The organism is Candidatus Izimaplasma bacterium HR1, assembly GCA_000755705.1.
GTDB lineage: Bacteria > Bacillota_I > Bacilli_A > Izemoplasmatales > Izemoplasmataceae > Xianfuyuplasma.
The window spans coordinates 915,032-930,998 of sequence record CP009415.1 but is presented as its reverse complement, the minus strand read 5'-3'; the positions used below and the strand labels follow the sequence as shown (position 1 = coordinate 930,998).

The window sequence follows — 15,967 nt, the reverse complement described above, 5'->3', positions numbered from 1 at the left end:
TATATTATAGCAAAAGATAACGGATTTCATTGCTGAAACCGTTATCTTATTTTATTTTATTTTTCGGTAATTGCTCGATACAATTCAATATACTTCCTAGCAGAGCGTTTTAAACTATTATCTGATTTCATCGCTCTTTTCATTAGGATGTTCCATGAATCAGGATCGTTTTTATAAATATAATATGCCTCTAATATCGTATTCCTTAATTCATTAGAGTCATAGTTAAAGAACTTGAACCCATTACCTTTTCTAGTTAAGCTATCGTACTTCTCTACGGTATCTGCTAACCCACCAGTATCTCTTACTATTGGCAAAGTTCCGTATCTTAAAGCAATCATTTGGCCTAATCCACACGGTTCAAAACGAGAAGGCATTAAGAAAGCATCAGCACCGGCATAAATGTAATTTGGCACAGTAGCATCATAACCAAGATTAAGTTTGATTTTATCTGGATATTTATCTTCTAACTTTTGAAGTTCAGCTTCATACTTCTTATCCCCTGTCCCAAGAAGGACAAATTGGATATCATAATTACTGAAAATTTCATCAAAACTGTGGATAATTAAATCAAATCCTTTTTGTTCTACAATACGAGTAACCATTCCTATTACAAATATATCAGGGTCTTGTTTTAAGCCCATTAGTTCTTGTAGATATTGCTTATTTTTCGTCTTGCAATCTCTATTTTCCGCATTGTAATTACAGTATACTAACTTATCTGTTTCTGGATTAAATGATGTTGAAACACCATTTAATATGCCGTAAAAATCACGTTCTCTATTTAAGAGAGAATATGTTAGATTTTTACCGTAATATTCATACTTTAATTCTTCTTTATATGTTGGTGAAACTGTTGAAAGTTTTGTTGCAGTATTTATTCCGATTTCTAGACAATTTGTTTTATCATCTCTAAGAGCAAAATCCTTAATTCCTAGTTTATCAATTATATCACTAGAACCAATACCTTGGTATGCTATATTGTGTAATGTCAGTAGTGTTTTTATACCTTTATGTGGTGAATTATCTAGTAAAATAGGGACAAGTCCTGTATGCCAGTCGTTAATGTGAATTAGATCAAATGGCTCTAAATCATCCATAAATTCGACAGCTGCTTTACTAAAGAATGCAAAACGATCGACATCGTTTTCATAACCATAAACATTTTCAAAATCAAAGAAATCATGTGATTCTATGAAGTAGTGTTTTACTTTTTTGTATGTATAAGAAAAGATACGAATATGATAGACTTCCTCATCATATACTACTTGTCTTGATGAACCTCTAGTTAAACTTTCTCCAAAAGAGTCTTTGATCTTTTTGTATAGTGGAATAATTACTGAAATCTCTTGTCCAAGACGAACCAAATTCCTACTTAAAGAACCAATAACATCAGCTAATCCACCAGTTTTAATAAATGGATAAGATTCAGCAGCGATAAAGAGGATTCTCTGACAATCGGTATTTGTTACTAATTGTTCCTTTTGTGATATATATGGATTATGTAATGTCCCAGAAATAACTGTATCTTTTTTTACAACTGTTTGCTTATCTAAAATAGCATATTCGATATTAGCATCTTCTTCAATGTAAGAACCTGATAAAACATAACTATTTTTTATTACTGCTCCTTTTTTTATAACAACATCACGACCAATAATACTATCGATAACGGTACCATCAATAATGCTTCCTGAAGATACCATTGAGTTGTTCATTTTTGCATTACTAAGGTATTTAGCAGGTGGAGCTGTTTTATCTTTAGAGAAGATTGGACGATCACTTCTAAAGATGTTTTTACCAATATCAAATCGCAACATATCAAGATTTGATTTCAGGTAATTAAAAGTATCGGTAATTGTTCTTGTATAATCTTGGTGCTTATAAATATAAACATTCAGATTCGGTGCTTTTTGAACTAAATCTAACATCGTTTTATATTCTAATGAGTCATAAGAAAGAATATATTCTAAAAGCAGTTTTTTACTGATTATAAACGTTCTATTTCTGATGTTTTGATACATTACTTCTGTGATATCTGCTCCTGCTTCAATATGTTCATATAAAACATCATTAAAATCGATGTTCCACACGATGTTTGGAGCTGTAAAAACAGCGTATTCTTGGCGAGATCTTTTAAAGAACTCGATATGTTCATACATTCTTTGGAATGTAATCATATTACCAGGTAAGATGTATAAATTCTTAGGTGGAAGGATAAATAATCCATCACGTCTTCGATCCAAATCCCATCTTTTACCTCGTCCAACATGATCTTGTAGAGAACGATAATTACCATAGGGGAAAATCGCGACATTGGTAATGTCACTATTTCTAATATTTGATAATGTAAAATCGATTAGCCTAAATTTACCACAAAACGGTAGAGCTCCAGGCATACGGTGTAACGTAAGTGTATCTAAATTATTTTTAAACGTTGCATCTACAATAGCAAGCATATTATTCATTCGTCTCACCTAACTTCCATAAGTACTCATTGTCTACAACAGTAACTTTGTTAAAGACAAGTTTGGTGTTTGGTAAGATAACACTATTTTCCATAATAATTGCATTTTTAATATAACTTAGTTTACCGATTCTTACATTTTTGTGAACGATTGTATCAACAATTTTACTACCATGTTCAATAACAACTCCACTACTTAAAATGCTATGTTCTAAATCCCCGTATATCAAGCAACCATCACTTATGAGCGAATTAATTACTTTACACTTTTCAGCGATATGATGGGGTGGTAAATTACCTGATTTAGCATAGACAGGAAAATCAACATATTCCCTTAGTTTTAAATATTGAGGGTTATCTAATAGGTCCATATTTGCTTCATATAAACTTTCAATTGTTCCAACATCTCTGAAGTAACCATTAAACTCAAAGGCATGAACGTTTAGTTTGTTTTCCAAAGCAAGAGGAATTATATCGCTTCCAAAATCAGTATTTTGTTTTCCATCTAGTTCCAGAAGTTCACGAAGTACTTTGGAGTTAAATACGTAAATCCCCATAGAAGCTTGATTAGATTTAGGTTTCTCTGGTTTTTCTTCAAAACTAACAACTTCACCTTTTTCATTAGACTGCAAAATTCCATATCTTGAAGCATTTTTATCAACTGTGAAAGTAGCTATTGATATTTCTGCTTCTTTTTTTATATGTTCATTAATCATGTCATTGTAATCCATTTTATAAATGTGATCCCCACTTAAAATTAGAACATAGTCAGGATTATATTGTTCGATATATTTAATGTGCTGATGAATGGCATTCGCAGTTCCATTTTGCCATAACTGATCATTTTGTGTAGCATATGGTGTTAAAAAAGAAATACCTCCTTCATTAACATCTAAATCCCAAGTACTACCATGTCCAATATATGACATTAATTCATGTGGTTCATATTGGGTAATAATTCCACATGTTAAAATATTTGAGTTAGTTAGGTTACTAAGAACAAAGTCGATAAGATGATATTTCCCGCCAAAAGAAACAGCTGGTTTAGCTGTTGATTTAGTAATATTTCCTAGTCTCGTTCCTCTGCCACCTACCATAACCATGGCAATTACTTGTTTTTTCATATTTATTCACCAAATTTCAAAATAGTGATTGATAATGGACTTAATATTACATTGATTGATTGTTCAAAATCATGCATTTTAATAACTTCTGATTGAATTGGTAAACCATTATAAAGATTACCTCCACCATATACATCTTTGTCACTATTAATAATTTCTTTGTATGCTCCTTTTTTAGGTACACCTAAACGGAAATTATGATGAGCCAATGGTGTTAAATTCAAGATAACTACAACAAAATCATTTTTATCTTTGGCATATCTAATGAAGCTAAAAACACTTTGATCTGAGTTATTTGAATCAATCCAGGCAAAACCTTCTTTGTTATGATCTAATTCATATAAGGGTTTATGATGTTTAACAACTTGATTCATATCACTTACAAATCTTTTTGCACATGAATGAAGTGGATATTCTAGTAGATTCCAATCTAATTCGGTATAGTCTTTCCATTCGTGCATTTGAGCGAATTCTCCACCCATAAACAATAATGTTTTACCAGGGTGAGTAAAGAATAATCCCATGAGTGCTCGGTAGTTAGCAAACTTTTGCCAGTAATCTCCGGGCATTTTATCGACTAAAGAATGTTTACCGTGAACTACTTCATCATGTGATAAAGGTAAAACATAGTTTTCACTAAAGGCATAAGTTAAGCCGAAAGTGATATCATGATGGTGATATTTTCGATGAACGGGATCTTTCTCAAAGTATTCTAGTGTGTCATTCATCCATCCCATATTCCATTTATAGTTAAAACCAATTCCACCTAAATGAACTGGGTGAGTTACTTTTGGAAAAGCTGTTGAATCTTCGGCGATAAGAAGAGCTTGGTTGTGTTCTTTAAATACTTGTGTAGATAGTTTTTTCAAGAACTCTAATGCCCCTTCATTTACACCGTGTCTTGAATCTCCAAGGTAGTAAATAATGTTTGAAACTGCATCGATTCTAAAACCATCAACATGAAATTTTTTCATCCAGAATAAAGCATTTGAGATTAAGAAGCTTTGAACTTCACCTTTACCAAGGTCGAAATTTGCGGTTCCCCAAACAATGTTTTCTCTTTTCCATTCTTCGCTATATTCATATGTAGGTTCTCCGTCAAACATATATAACCCGTGATCATCACGGCAAATATGTCCTGGTACCCAGTCGAGAATTACTTTTATATTATTTTGATGACATTTATCTACTAAATACATTAAATCTTTAGGAACTCCATATCTTGAAGTTGCTGAATAATATCCAGTACCTTGATATCCCCATGATTGATCCAGAGGATGTTCTGTGACTGGCATTAATTCTAGATGAGTAAACCCATTTCCTAATAGATATGGGATTAAATGATCTACTAACTCATTGTATTTATGTGGTGTCCCATCTGGTTTATTCATCCACGAACCTAGATGTAACTCATATATACTCATTTGTGATTCATAAGGGTTTTCATTATGACGGTTTTTCATGTATTTGCTATCATCCCAGTGATAACCATCTAGATCATAAACTTTAGACATTTGCTCAGGTCTTTCAGCACTAAAGAAAGCATAAGGATCAGCTTTATAGAGTGTTCTACCATCATTAGTCTTGATTTCATATTTATATGATTCCCACTCTTTTGCTTCTGTTATAAACAGACTCCAAATTCCCGCTGAATCGACTTTTGTTAGATTATGGACCCAAGCTTGAAAGCCATTGAATTCTCCTAATACGCTTACTTCTTTGGCGTGTGGTGCCCATACTGTAAATTGAGCCCCAACTACATTTCCGGCTTCATCTTTTTTTACATGTGCACCAAAAACACGGTAAGCATCAAATAGCTCTCCTTGATTGAAGAAATATAGGTCATCTTTAGTCATGATCATTTTGTTCCCTCCTTATTGATGAACACTTTTACTGTTTCGTAATTGTGTCCTTTAGACATTAGTTTCTTAATTAATCTATTTTTTTCCTCATAAATACTTAAATCGTATTTATCTTTAACTCTTAAATAATCTTTTTTTAATAAGTCTTCTTCATCAATCATTAACTTGATATCATCTTTCCTTGAAAGCAAAGATGATTCAATAATATTTAAGTTGAAGCCTTTAGTGATTAATTTTTGTTTTAAAGATAGATAGACTTTTTGATATGGTTTCTTTTGTTTGTACTTTATTTCTTTAGAGATTAATTGGTAAATTTTATCAAATTGAATATGCTCATTATAGCTTAGTAAAGCCTCACTTATTAAATCAAAATGAATACCTTTTTGAATTAATTTTTCCTTGATATACCTGGGACCTACTAAATCAAATTCCTTTTTTTCATTAACAAATTGTTGTACATATTCTTTATCGTTTAAGTATCTGTTTTTCTTTAATTCATCAATTATTTTTGTGATTAAAGTATTATTCTTAGTGTCTTTGTTTAAGTGTTTCTTTACCTCACTAATTGTTCTCATTTGATAACTAATATAATTAATTGCTTTTAAATAAAGTAGTTCATATTCATTATCTTTTATAATTTTTTTATACTCTTCTTTAGTTAGAGTATCTTTACTTAGTAAGTTATGTTTGATAATTGTATTTTCGGTTATTATATGTGGAACCTTTGTTCCTTTTTCTTCAATTTCGATAATGTAGCGGTCATTTTTTAGTTTTCTTAAACCAATAATTTTATTCATCAAATATGTTTAACGATGCCGCTAACTGCGAATCGTTTAGATAATCATTTTTATAGGTTGTTAAGAATTCATTAATTATTACTAAGACCTCTGAATCTACATCACCGGTTATTGTTAATGAGTTATTTGTTTGGATATCTATAATAGCGTCTTTGGTTTCTTGATCAAAGTATCCGTCTTCTCTTACAGTATAACCCATTGCATTTAAGATAACTTGAAGATTTTCAGTACGATGATCGACTGTGTCAAACCCAAGACTTTCATCAGCAGCAAAGAACAACTTATATGCCAATTCTGTAGATGATTGTTCAACTATTACATCAGGTATAACACCATCAGTTCCACCATCAAAATGAACCCAATTACCGTCTGCAGTTAACCATTTACCAATGGTTAAGTGGATAAAGTCACTTTCATCTTCTTGTAATTTAATATCTAATTGCATTGTTCCTTTTCCAAATGTTGTTGTTCCAACTACAGGATATTCTCCGTGCTCTTGCATAGCAGAAGCAAACACTTCAGATGCACTGGCACTATTTCCATTTACTAAAGTTACAATATCATATGATTTTTTAGCGTCCAGACTACCAAAGAACTCATCTCTTTTAAATACACCTTCAGCATAGTATTCAATACTAAACATTTCTCTTCCATCGTTAACGAGAAATTCTTGAAGCATTGAAACAACAGTACCAAGATGTCCTCCACCATTATTTCTTAAATCAACAACTAAACCATCAATTCCTGCTTCTTCTAAATCTAAAACTGCAGCTGTAAATAATTCAGCAGTTGCATCTCCAAAAGTACTAACATAAATATAACCAATTGTTTCTGTTCCTACATTGTATGTAGTATAAGTTACTGTTGAATTAACAATGACAGTTCGTGACATTGTTAATGTAATTATATTTTCTACACCTTGACGAATAAGACCAATTGAAACTTCGGTATCTTCTTCACCAACAATGTTACTAATTGCTTCATAAAAACTCATCGAAGTGATATCTTCACTTTCTACCTCAATGATAATATCGTTAGGTAAAATTCCTGCATTATCAGCTGGTCCACCAGCTTTAACTTCTTCGACTACAATACGATCGTCTTGAAAAACCACAGTTATTCCAATCCCAACGTATGTTTCACCAAAACTGCTCCTATATGTATCAAACTCATCATAATCAAAATAAGATGTGTAAGGGTCATCAACTGAATCTAAAATTCCGTCAATTGCTCCTTGCCATAATTCTTCTTCAGTTGGCTTTGTATAATGGTTATCTAGTAATTGATTCATTACTTCATCAAATACTAGGTTTGTTTCACCTGATGGTGTATTTACAAATGTACCTAAGTAGAAACTAGCAGCTACTACTAAGATAAATGCGACGATACTAACTATTCTCTTCTGCATGTTATTCACTCTCTCTTTCAAAGAAATCGCCGTGTATTTCTGTTGCTGGTGTTACATATACGAAGGCATTCTCATCAATTTTAGCGATGATATTTCTTATGATGTAATATTCTTGTCTTGTAATAACAGTCACAAGCATTGTTTTTTTATCTTTAGTATAACCACCTTTAATACTAACTTCAGTAACACCTCGAGTGATCGCACTATATATCGCATTTTTAATTTCTTCAGGAAAATCAGTAATAATTTGCATTGCTTTTTTACTGTTGCTTCCGACAATCACAACATCGGCAACACGGCCACTTATATAAATAGAGATTAAGGCATATAATCCCCCTAATATTCCATTTGTATCAAAGAAAGCAACAATACCTAATGCGACGATTATCCCATCAATTAGATAAATACTAAATGAGACTGGAATGTTGAATTTCTTATTTAATATTTTAACTGGTATATCAGTTCCACCACTTGTCCCACCATATTTCAAGACAACTCCAAACCCGATTCCTAGCAAAGTTCCACCAAAAATTACGGAAATGAACAAATCATTTTGTAAATCAAATAACGGAACGAATCTTTCAAATAGATATAGTACTGCTGGAAAGAGTAAACTTCCGTAAATACTTCTAAAAAATATTTTTTTTCCTAATATTACTAGTCCTAGAATCAATAAAAACATATTGAAAATAAGTACTGTAATAGCTATTGGAAAATCAAATAATGTGTTTAGAACTAGTCCTAAACCAGTAACTCCACCTGCTACTATTTCGGCAGGTATTAAGAAGAAATAGAAACCAGAAACCATTAAGACAATTCCCAAGGAAATCATAATGTATTGCTCAGGTTTTGATATTTGTCGAATTCTTGTACGGTTAAACATTATAATTCTCCTTTCGCTACTTGTTTTAAGTATGTATTAATAAACCCGTCTAGATCACCATCTAATACTTTTGTAACATTACCTGATTCAAAAGATGTTCTGTGATCTTTAACCATTGAATATGGATGCATAACGTAACTTCTTATTTGTGAACCAAAGCTATTTTGGTCTTTAGCTCGATAACTAGATATTTCAGCTGTTTTCTTTTCAAGTTCAATCATATATAATTTCCCTTTTAAGATTTTTAATGCTGTTTCTCTATTTTTAATTTGTGAACGTTCGTTTTGTACAGTTACTACTGTGTTAGTAGGTAAATGAGTTACTCGGACAGCACTATCAGTTGTATTAACGCTTTGTCCACCTGCTCCACTACTTCTATAAGTATCAATTTTCAGTTCTTTTTCATTAAGTTCTACATCGATAGAATCATCGATTTCTGGGATTACAGTGACACTTGCAAATGATGTGTGACGTCTTCCACTACTATCAAAAGGACTTATTCTTACTAGTCTGTGAACACCGTGTTCTGCTTTTAGATAACCAAAAGCATTTGGCCCCTTCATACTGAAAGTAACACTTTTGATGCCAGCCTCATCTCCGGCTAAATAATCTAACAACTCTAATTCGTAGTGATTTATTTCACTATGTCTTTTATACATTCGATAAAGCATGTCGGCCCAATCTTGCGATTCTGTACCACCAGCTCCAGGATGTATTTCAAGGATTGCATTCAATTTGTCGTTCGAATCTGTTAACAATAACTCAACACTTAGTGAATGGAATGTTGATTCATAGGTTGAAAATGTAGAAGCAAAATCATCCGCCATATCTTCTCCAGATTTGATAAAATCAAATAAAATCTCTAATTCTTCAAATAATGAAACAAAGTTATCAATCTTTTCAATTTTATTTTTTAATGACTTTAATTCTTTTATGACTTTGTTTGCTTTTTGACTATCATTCCAAAAATCCTGATCGTAAGTTTCTTGATCAAGGGCGTTAGTTTCCCGTTTAAGAGTATCATAATCAATCATTGACATGATTTCTTGATGGTACTGAGAGGAAATATGAAATTTTTGCTTAATTTCACTAAGTTGCATAATATCACCTATTGCAAAAACTCAAGAATAGTCTTGAGTTTTATTATTTTTTTATCTACCGTGGCAGTTTTTATATTTCTTACCACTACCACAAGGACATGGATCATTACGTCCTACTTTTGAAGAAGTACGTGGTTTACGTTTTGTTTCTTCTTTTCCACTTGATGTATGAGTTGGTTTAGCAACTTGGATACGTTGCATATTATCTCTTATTTGTGCTCTTAAGATGTATCTAGTTACATCATCATCTATTGAACCAATCATATCATTAAACATACTAAATCCAGTATCTTGGTATTCACGTAATGGATTCATTTGAGCATATTGTTGAAGACCAATTCCTTGGCGTAATTCACTCATTTGATCGATATGTTGAACCCAATATGTATCAACGACTCGTAGGATAACTGCTTTTAAAAATTCATTAAATTTACCATCGATAAATTTAGATTCCTTTTTAGCTATATCTTCATTGATAATTTCCATTAAGTAGCTATAAACATTTTCCTTTGTATCTTTTAATTTAGAACGTGATATTACATTTGGTGCGAAATAACGTCCTTGTAGTATTTTATATAATTCAGTTTCTTTAACTAATTGCTCTTTTGATTCTTGATTTACATAGTTAGAAATGATTTTATCGATACTTCTTTCTACCATTCCCATCCCAATATCTTTGATATCATCTTTGAAGAGAATATCTCTTCTTTGAGCGTATATTACTTCTCTTTGACGTCGATTAACTTCATCATATTGAAGTACTGTTTTACGACGGTCGAAGTTGTTACCTTCAATTTGTTTTTGAGCTCTTTCTACAACACGGCTAAAGAATCTCATATCAATTGGTGATTCATCACTACTACCTCTTGTACGAGTTAGTAACTCTAATCTAGTTTTAAATGTATCGCCACCGAATCTTCTTAGTAAATCATCTTCAGCACTTAAGAAGAAGCGTGAGAAACCTGGGTCTCCTTGTCGTCCTGAACGACCACGTAACTGGTTGTCAATACGTCTTGATTCATGACGTTCTGTTCCTAGTACAGCTAATCCACCTAATGCAACAACACCTTCACCAAGTTTAATATCTGTCCCACGACCAGCCATATTGGTTGCGATTGTAACTGAGAATTTTTGTCCGGCATTTTCGACTATGTCAGCTTCTCTTTCATGTTGTTTGGCATTTAATACATCATGTCTAACACCACGTCTTTTTAATAATTTACTTAGTAATTCTGATGTTTCAATTGAGATTGTACCGACTAAGATTGGTTGCCCCTTAGCATTACGAACCTTAATTTCATCTGCTATTGCGTTATATTTAGCTTTCATTGTTGCAAATATTAAATCATTTGCATCATCACGAACTATTGGCATATTTGTCGGGATTTCAATTACTAACATATTGTAAATATTTCTAAATTCTTCTTCCTCTGTCTTAGCTGTACCAGTCATACCAGCAAGCTTAGTGTACATTCTAAAGAAGTTTTGGAATGTAATTGTTGCTAATGTTGATGTTTCCTTTTTGATTTCAACACCTTCTTTAGCTTCTAAAGCTTGGTGTAATCCTTCACTAAATTGACGTCCATGCATTAAACGTCCTGTGAATCCATCAACGATAATTACTTTGTTTTCTTGAACTACGTAATCAACATCTCTGTCCATAGTAAAATTTGCCTTAATAGCGTTATTAATACTATGTAAGATACCAACATGTGACAAATCATAAAGATTTTCTAGGCTGAAATATCTTTCAGCACGAGCAATACCTTCTTCTGATAAGTTAACTGATTTTGTTTTAATATCTACTTCATAATCTTCTTCACCTAAATTACGAGAAAATGCTTGTGCTTGTAAATAAAGATTTGAAGTATTTTTAGAACCACCAGAAATAATTAATGGTGTTCTTGCTTCATCAATCAAGATACTATCAATTTCATCGATAATAGCGTAGTTTAACGGTCTTTGAACCATTTGTTCTTTATAGATAACCATATGATCTCTTAAATAATCAAACCCTAATTCATTGTTTGTTGAATAAAGGATATCACAGTTATATACATCTCTTTTTTCATCCTTAGATAATTCTCTTCTGTTGTAACCAACAGTTAATCCTAACCAACGGAATAAATCTCCAATTTCACCTTCAGCCTCACGTCCAGCTAAGTACTCATTTACTGTTACGATATGAACACCTTCACCAGATAGAGCATTTAAATAGGCAGGCATAACACTTGTTAGTGTTTTACCTTCCCCAGTTTTCATCTCTGCTATGTTACCTTCATGGATAGTTGTAGCTCCCATTACTTGGACTTTAAATGGTGTCATATGAAGAACACGTGTAGAAGCTTCCTTAACTGTCGCATATGCCTCAGTCATTAAGTTTTCTAATGTTTCTCCGTTTTTAACACGTTCTTTAAATTCAATTGTTTTATTCTGTAATTCTGCGTCTGTCAGTGCTTTAAATTCATCTTCAAGTGCAAACACTTTATTTGCAACAAGTTCTAAGCGTTTTAGCTCTTTTCGACTGACATCAAATAATCGTTTTAGCATTTAATATCACCTCTTTTTAGTCATAAATATCATATCACATTTACTGCCAATATTTTAATTATAAATATAATTTATAATAAATATGTGAGATTTTTATGAAAACAAAAAAAATACGCCGAAGCGTATTTTAATTACTCTGTTTCTATAACTCCGTATTTACCGTCATTTCTTAGGTAAGCTACGTTTACATGTTTAGTTTCTTCATTTTTAAAAATATAAAAATCATGTCCTAGCATTTCAAGAGCTGTAATTGCTTCTTCAATGCTCATAGCGTCTAATTTTATAGCTTTCCTTCTTACAGGACTAGCTACTAATTCAGTTTCTAAAGCCTCTAAATCAAGATCTTCAACAAACATATTACTTACACCATCACGTTTTTGAAGACTTCTTGTAATTTTTACTTTATGCTTTCTTACTTGGGATTCTAATTTATCAATTGTTAAATCGATAGCAGCGTACATATCAGGATTACCAACCTCTGCACGCATTGTATAGTACCTCGTAGGAATTGTAACTTCTACTTTGTGATGATCTTTATAGATTTTACACACCACGAACGCATCTAAGTCTTCTTTAAAGTAGCGTTCTAGCTTCTCAAGCTTGTTAACCGTATAGGTTTCAATAGCTTTTGTTACTTCAAATCCATTTTTTCCACGAACTTGTACATTCATTATATCAACTCCCTTTTTTCTTTGTTTATACCTAATTATAACACAATTACAATATTCTCTTACAAAAACACTAATGTAAATAAGTTATAGCTTTTCATTGTTCTTACATTATGTTCTCATTAAAAACCGAGATTAGAAGTATAGCTTTTTCAGCCAAATTTATGATTAGCATCATTGTTTCTGAATCAATTTCATTTTCCACAAACATGACCACTGACCAGTCTTTGTTTACATTCATCCTTTCAATCAAATATTGACCATATTTCAAGAACAAAAAATCACTGTCCGATTCTTCATATTTTTCTTCAAAAAGATAATCCAAAAACACAAGTTTTTCCAACAGTGGAAAAGTCGTATATTCGCTATTTTTGTTTAATAAATTCTCACATTCTTCATGAATGTAATAATTAGACTTAAATATGTTCCTAAATGTTATATTTTTATACAGATGTTCACCACATAATTTGCAAAACAAAAAACCACCTCATTAGAATTATACTAATGAGGTGGTTTTTTATCTTTTTAAGAGTTCTAAATATAGCTCATGTGTTGCATAAACATCACTTAAAGCACGATGTGCATCTTTATTAGTAATATTGAATACACGGCACAGTGCCGCCAACGAATAGCTTCGCAATCCTTTAACCTTACTCCTAGCTACCCATACTGTATCTTTAACTTGTAGTTTATCAAACTTTATAAAGTTACGAACGAACTCACTTTCCAAAAATGGATAATCAAATCTCTTCGCATTATGTCCTACTAAATAGTCTACATCTTTAATGAAGTTATAGAACCTAGTTAGTACTACTCCGGGATAATCCGCACCCTCTACCATATCATCATAAATATGATTAATGTCAGAAATATAAGGAGGAATAGGAAATCCTGGATTAATAAGTTTATCAAATTCTTCAATAACAACTCCATTTTCTACTTTAACTGCTCCAATTTCGATAATTCGATCATTATTAGTATCTAACCCTGTGGTTTCAATGTCGAAAACTACATATTTCAAAGTAATCACCTCATCTAAATTTTACCATAGTTATGCCTTTATATAAATATTTTTCTAGTTTAATATATAAGTATTTATTATATCTAATTATAAAGAAAAGGTGAGAAATTCTCACCTTTTAATATGTCTTAAGTTCTAAAATACCTCTTTGTAGTTCACATAAATTGAAGTTTAATGCTTCTAGTTCATCTTCTCCAGGATAGACAACTATTTCTCCTAGATGATTTAGATACTCTAAGAGAGGTTGTATTACATCCTGATTATAGGCAAGTCCACCAGTTATGATGATTGCATCTAAGTTATTTCTTGTTACAGCATATAAACCACCAATCTCTTTGGCAATTTGATATACCATAGCCTTCATTACTCTTTTAGCAATAACATGACCTTCACTAATCATTTCGCTTACCTTTTCAGCATCATTGGTATTCAAATATGAAACTAAGCCACCAAATCCATGATTTAGTTTTTTTATTTGGTCTAAACTATACTGACCACTAAATGCTAATTCATATACACCAGCAACAGGTAAACCACCCGTTCTTTCTGGTGAGAATGGACCATCACCGTTTAAGGCATTGTTAACATCAGTTACTCTTCCTCTTTTATGAAGACCAACACTAATTCCTCCACCTAAGTGGGCAACTATTAAATTCAAATGTTCATATTTTTTACCTTGGTTATTTGCATATTTACGAGCTACTGCTTTTTGATTTAATGCATGCCATAATGGTCTTCTATTAATTCCATTAAGTCCACTTATTTTTGCGACACTACTCATTTCATCAACTACAACAGGATCAGCAATATATGCTTTTTTATTAATTTCATCTGCAAGTTCCTTAGCAATTAAACCGCCTAAATTACTTGCGTGATTGCCATATTTACCACTTGATAAATCTTCCACCATTTTATCAGTTACTTGATAGATTCCAGATTTAACTGGTTTCATTAATCCACCACGACCAATAAACCCGTCAATACTTGATAATTTTATTTTTTCCTTTTTTAAGAACTCAAGGATAACTTTTTTTCTGAACGACAATTGTGCATAAATGTCTTCAAACTTTTTAAGTTTTTTAGCTGAGTGTCTAATCGTCTCATTCTTTAGTAGTTTATCATCATCAAATACCGCTATTTTTGTTGATGTACTACCAGGATTAATTGTTAGATTAATCATGTTATATCGGTGCTGACCACGGCTAAAGCAATCGAATACAGTTTACTGCGGTATGAATCCGATCTACTTGTTAATACTATTGGGTTCTTAGCACCTAAGATTAAACCAGCTACATTAGAATTTCCAAAGAAAGTTGTTGATTTATAAAATGTATTTCCAGCTTCTATGTTAGGAAATATTAAGACATCTGCGTCACCAGCAACAACATGTTGAATACCTTTTGTCTCTGCTGATTCGTGACTTACTGCGATATCTATACTCATTGGTCCACCAATATAGAATTTCTCTTGATCTCTTAGTGCCAAAACAATATTTCTCGATTCAACAGTTGATGGTACTTCTTCATCAACTGTTTCAATCGCACTAACAAGAGCAATTTTTGGTTTATATATACCTAAACTTTTCACGAAATTATATGTATTATCAATGATTTTAATCTTTTCTTCTTCGTTTGGTAAAACGTTTAAGATAGCATCACTAATAAATAATAATTTGTGATAATTTGGTATCTCTAAAACTCCGATATGTGACAAGAAAGAACCGGTATATAAACCATGATCTTCATCTAGGACTTCATGAAGTAATGTTCTTGTTTGTAATAATCCTTTCATCAATATCGAGTTCTCATGTTTACTTACTAGTTTTACACTCATTAAAGCAGCGTCTTTTGGATCAACTGCGTTGTATATCTCATATCCTCTTTTACTTATCCCTAGTTCCATAAGTTGATCAAGAATTTTCTTCTTGTCGCCAACTAAAACAGGTCTAATTAAGTTCATTTGATACGCATCATTAATAGCTATTAAGATGGTAGTATCTTCTGGACTTGCAACGATTAGATCCTTTGTCTCTAGTTTTCTAGCGTAATCAACTACTTGTGTGAAATTACGAAACATGTAATTCACTC

At 31.9% G+C, this 15,967-nt stretch carries 13 protein-coding genes; all 13 read right to left on the bottom strand.

The annotated features are described in order from the left end of the window. Window positions 1-56 precede the first annotated feature (56 nt). The 13 genes from KQ51_RS09645 to KQ51_RS04530 all read right to left on the bottom strand — a co-directional run bounded on the left by KQ51_RS09645 (window position 57) and on the right by KQ51_RS04530 (window position 15,956). A complete protein-coding gene (locus KQ51_RS09645) occupies window positions 57-2,468 on the bottom strand; it encodes a glycogen/starch synthase (protein ID WP_081909908.1) in 2,412 nt (803 codons plus the stop codon). Beyond that, complete coding sequence (locus KQ51_RS09820) at window positions 2,461-3,591, bottom strand: glucose-1-phosphate adenylyltransferase (RefSeq protein WP_038469480.1); 1,131 nt, start codon at window positions 3,589-3,591, stop codon at window positions 2,461-2,463. Before KQ51_RS09820 ends, KQ51_RS09645 begins: the two co-directional genes overlap by 8 nt. 2 nt (window positions 3,592-3,593) lie before the next feature. After that, a complete protein-coding gene (glgB, locus tag KQ51_RS09815; RefSeq protein WP_038469477.1) occupies window positions 3,594-5,453 on the bottom strand; it encodes a 1,4-alpha-glucan branching protein GlgB in 1,860 nt (619 codons plus the stop codon). After that, complete coding sequence (locus KQ51_RS04575; RefSeq protein WP_038469474.1) at window positions 5,450-6,250, bottom strand: RecX family transcriptional regulator; 801 nt, start codon at window positions 6,248-6,250, stop codon at window positions 5,450-5,452. Before KQ51_RS04575 ends, glgB begins: the two co-directional genes overlap by 4 nt. Next, window positions 6,243-7,658, bottom strand: a complete 1,416-nt coding sequence (locus KQ51_RS04570; protein ID WP_038469471.1) for a S41 family peptidase — start codon at window positions 7,656-7,658, stop codon at window positions 6,243-6,245. The genes KQ51_RS04575 and KQ51_RS04570 overlap by 8 nt, the downstream gene beginning before the upstream one ends. Window position 7,659: 1 nt before the next feature. Further along, window positions 7,660-8,541, bottom strand: coding sequence for a YitT family protein (locus KQ51_RS04565; protein ID WP_038469468.1), 882 nt, complete (start codon window positions 8,539-8,541; stop codon window positions 7,660-7,662). Further along, window positions 8,541-9,641, bottom strand: a complete 1,101-nt coding sequence (gene prfB / locus KQ51_RS04560; protein ID WP_038469465.1) for a peptide chain release factor 2 — start codon at window positions 9,639-9,641, stop codon at window positions 8,541-8,543. The genes KQ51_RS04565 and prfB overlap by 1 nt, the downstream gene beginning before the upstream one ends. A gap of 51 nt (window positions 9,642-9,692) precedes the next feature. Then, window positions 9,693-12,191, bottom strand: a complete 2,499-nt coding sequence (secA, locus tag KQ51_RS04555) for a preprotein translocase subunit SecA (protein WP_038469462.1) — start codon at window positions 12,189-12,191, stop codon at window positions 9,693-9,695. Window positions 12,192-12,322: 131 nt separating this feature from the next. Beyond that, entirely contained in the window at window positions 12,323-12,862 is a 540-nt protein-coding gene (gene hpf, locus KQ51_RS04550; protein WP_038469459.1) for a ribosome hibernation-promoting factor, HPF/YfiA family, read from the bottom strand. Between the two features lie 103 nt (window positions 12,863-12,965). Beyond that, window positions 12,966-13,337, bottom strand: coding sequence for a hypothetical protein (locus KQ51_RS04545; protein WP_038469456.1), 372 nt, complete (start codon window positions 13,335-13,337; stop codon window positions 12,966-12,968). Between the two features lie 39 nt (window positions 13,338-13,376). Then, window positions 13,377-13,880: a 3'-5' exonuclease gene (locus tag KQ51_RS04540; RefSeq protein ID WP_052609195.1), complete on the bottom strand. Its 504-nt coding sequence runs from the start codon at window positions 13,878-13,880 to the stop codon at window positions 13,377-13,379. A 118-nt stretch (window positions 13,881-13,998) separates the two neighbouring features. Beyond that, window positions 13,999-15,060, bottom strand: coding sequence for a butyrate kinase (gene buk / locus KQ51_RS04535; protein ID WP_052609193.1), 1,062 nt, complete (start codon window positions 15,058-15,060; stop codon window positions 13,999-14,001). Next, the gene (locus KQ51_RS04530; protein ID WP_038469453.1) at window positions 15,057-15,956 is read right to left on the bottom strand and encodes a phosphate acyltransferase; all 900 of its coding nucleotides are present in this window, start codon (window positions 15,954-15,956) and stop codon (window positions 15,057-15,059) included. The genes buk and KQ51_RS04530 overlap by 4 nt, the downstream gene beginning before the upstream one ends. Window positions 15,957-15,967: the final 11 nt, after the last annotated feature.

Excerpts from the sequence above, each read along its gene's own strand:
- KQ51_RS09645 (WP_081909908.1), bottom strand. The coding sequence starts at position 2,468 with ATGAATAATATGCTTGCTATTGTAGATGCAACGTTTAAAAATAATTTA.
- KQ51_RS09820 (WP_038469480.1), bottom strand. The coding sequence starts at position 3,591 with ATGAAAAAACAAGTAATTGCCATGGTTATGGTAGGTGGCAGAGGAACG.
- glgB (WP_038469477.1), bottom strand. The coding sequence starts at position 5,453 with ATGATCATGACTAAAGATGACCTATATTTCTTCAATCAAGGAGAGCTA.
- KQ51_RS04575 (WP_038469474.1), bottom strand. The coding sequence starts at position 6,250 with ATGAATAAAATTATTGGTTTAAGAAAACTAAAAAATGACCGCTACATT.
- KQ51_RS04570 (WP_038469471.1), bottom strand. The coding sequence starts at position 7,658 with ATGCAGAAGAGAATAGTTAGTATCGTCGCATTTATCTTAGTAGTAGCT.
- KQ51_RS04565 (WP_038469468.1), bottom strand. The coding sequence starts at position 8,541 with ATGTTTAACCGTACAAGAATTCGACAAATATCAAAACCTGAGCAATAC.
- prfB (WP_038469465.1), bottom strand. The coding sequence starts at position 9,641 with ATGCAACTTAGTGAAATTAAGCAAAAATTTCATATTTCCTCTCAGTAC.
- secA (WP_038469462.1), bottom strand. The coding sequence starts at position 12,191 with ATGCTAAAACGATTATTTGATGTCAGTCGAAAAGAGCTAAAACGCTTA.
- hpf (WP_038469459.1), bottom strand. The coding sequence starts at position 12,862 with ATGAATGTACAAGTTCGTGGAAAAAATGGATTTGAAGTAACAAAAGCT.
- buk (WP_052609193.1), bottom strand. The coding sequence starts at position 15,060 with ATGATTAATCTAACAATTAATCCTGGTAGTACATCAACAAAAATAGCG.
- KQ51_RS04530 (WP_038469453.1), bottom strand. The coding sequence starts at position 15,956 with ATGTTTCGTAATTTCACACAAGTAGTTGATTACGCTAGAAAACTAGAG.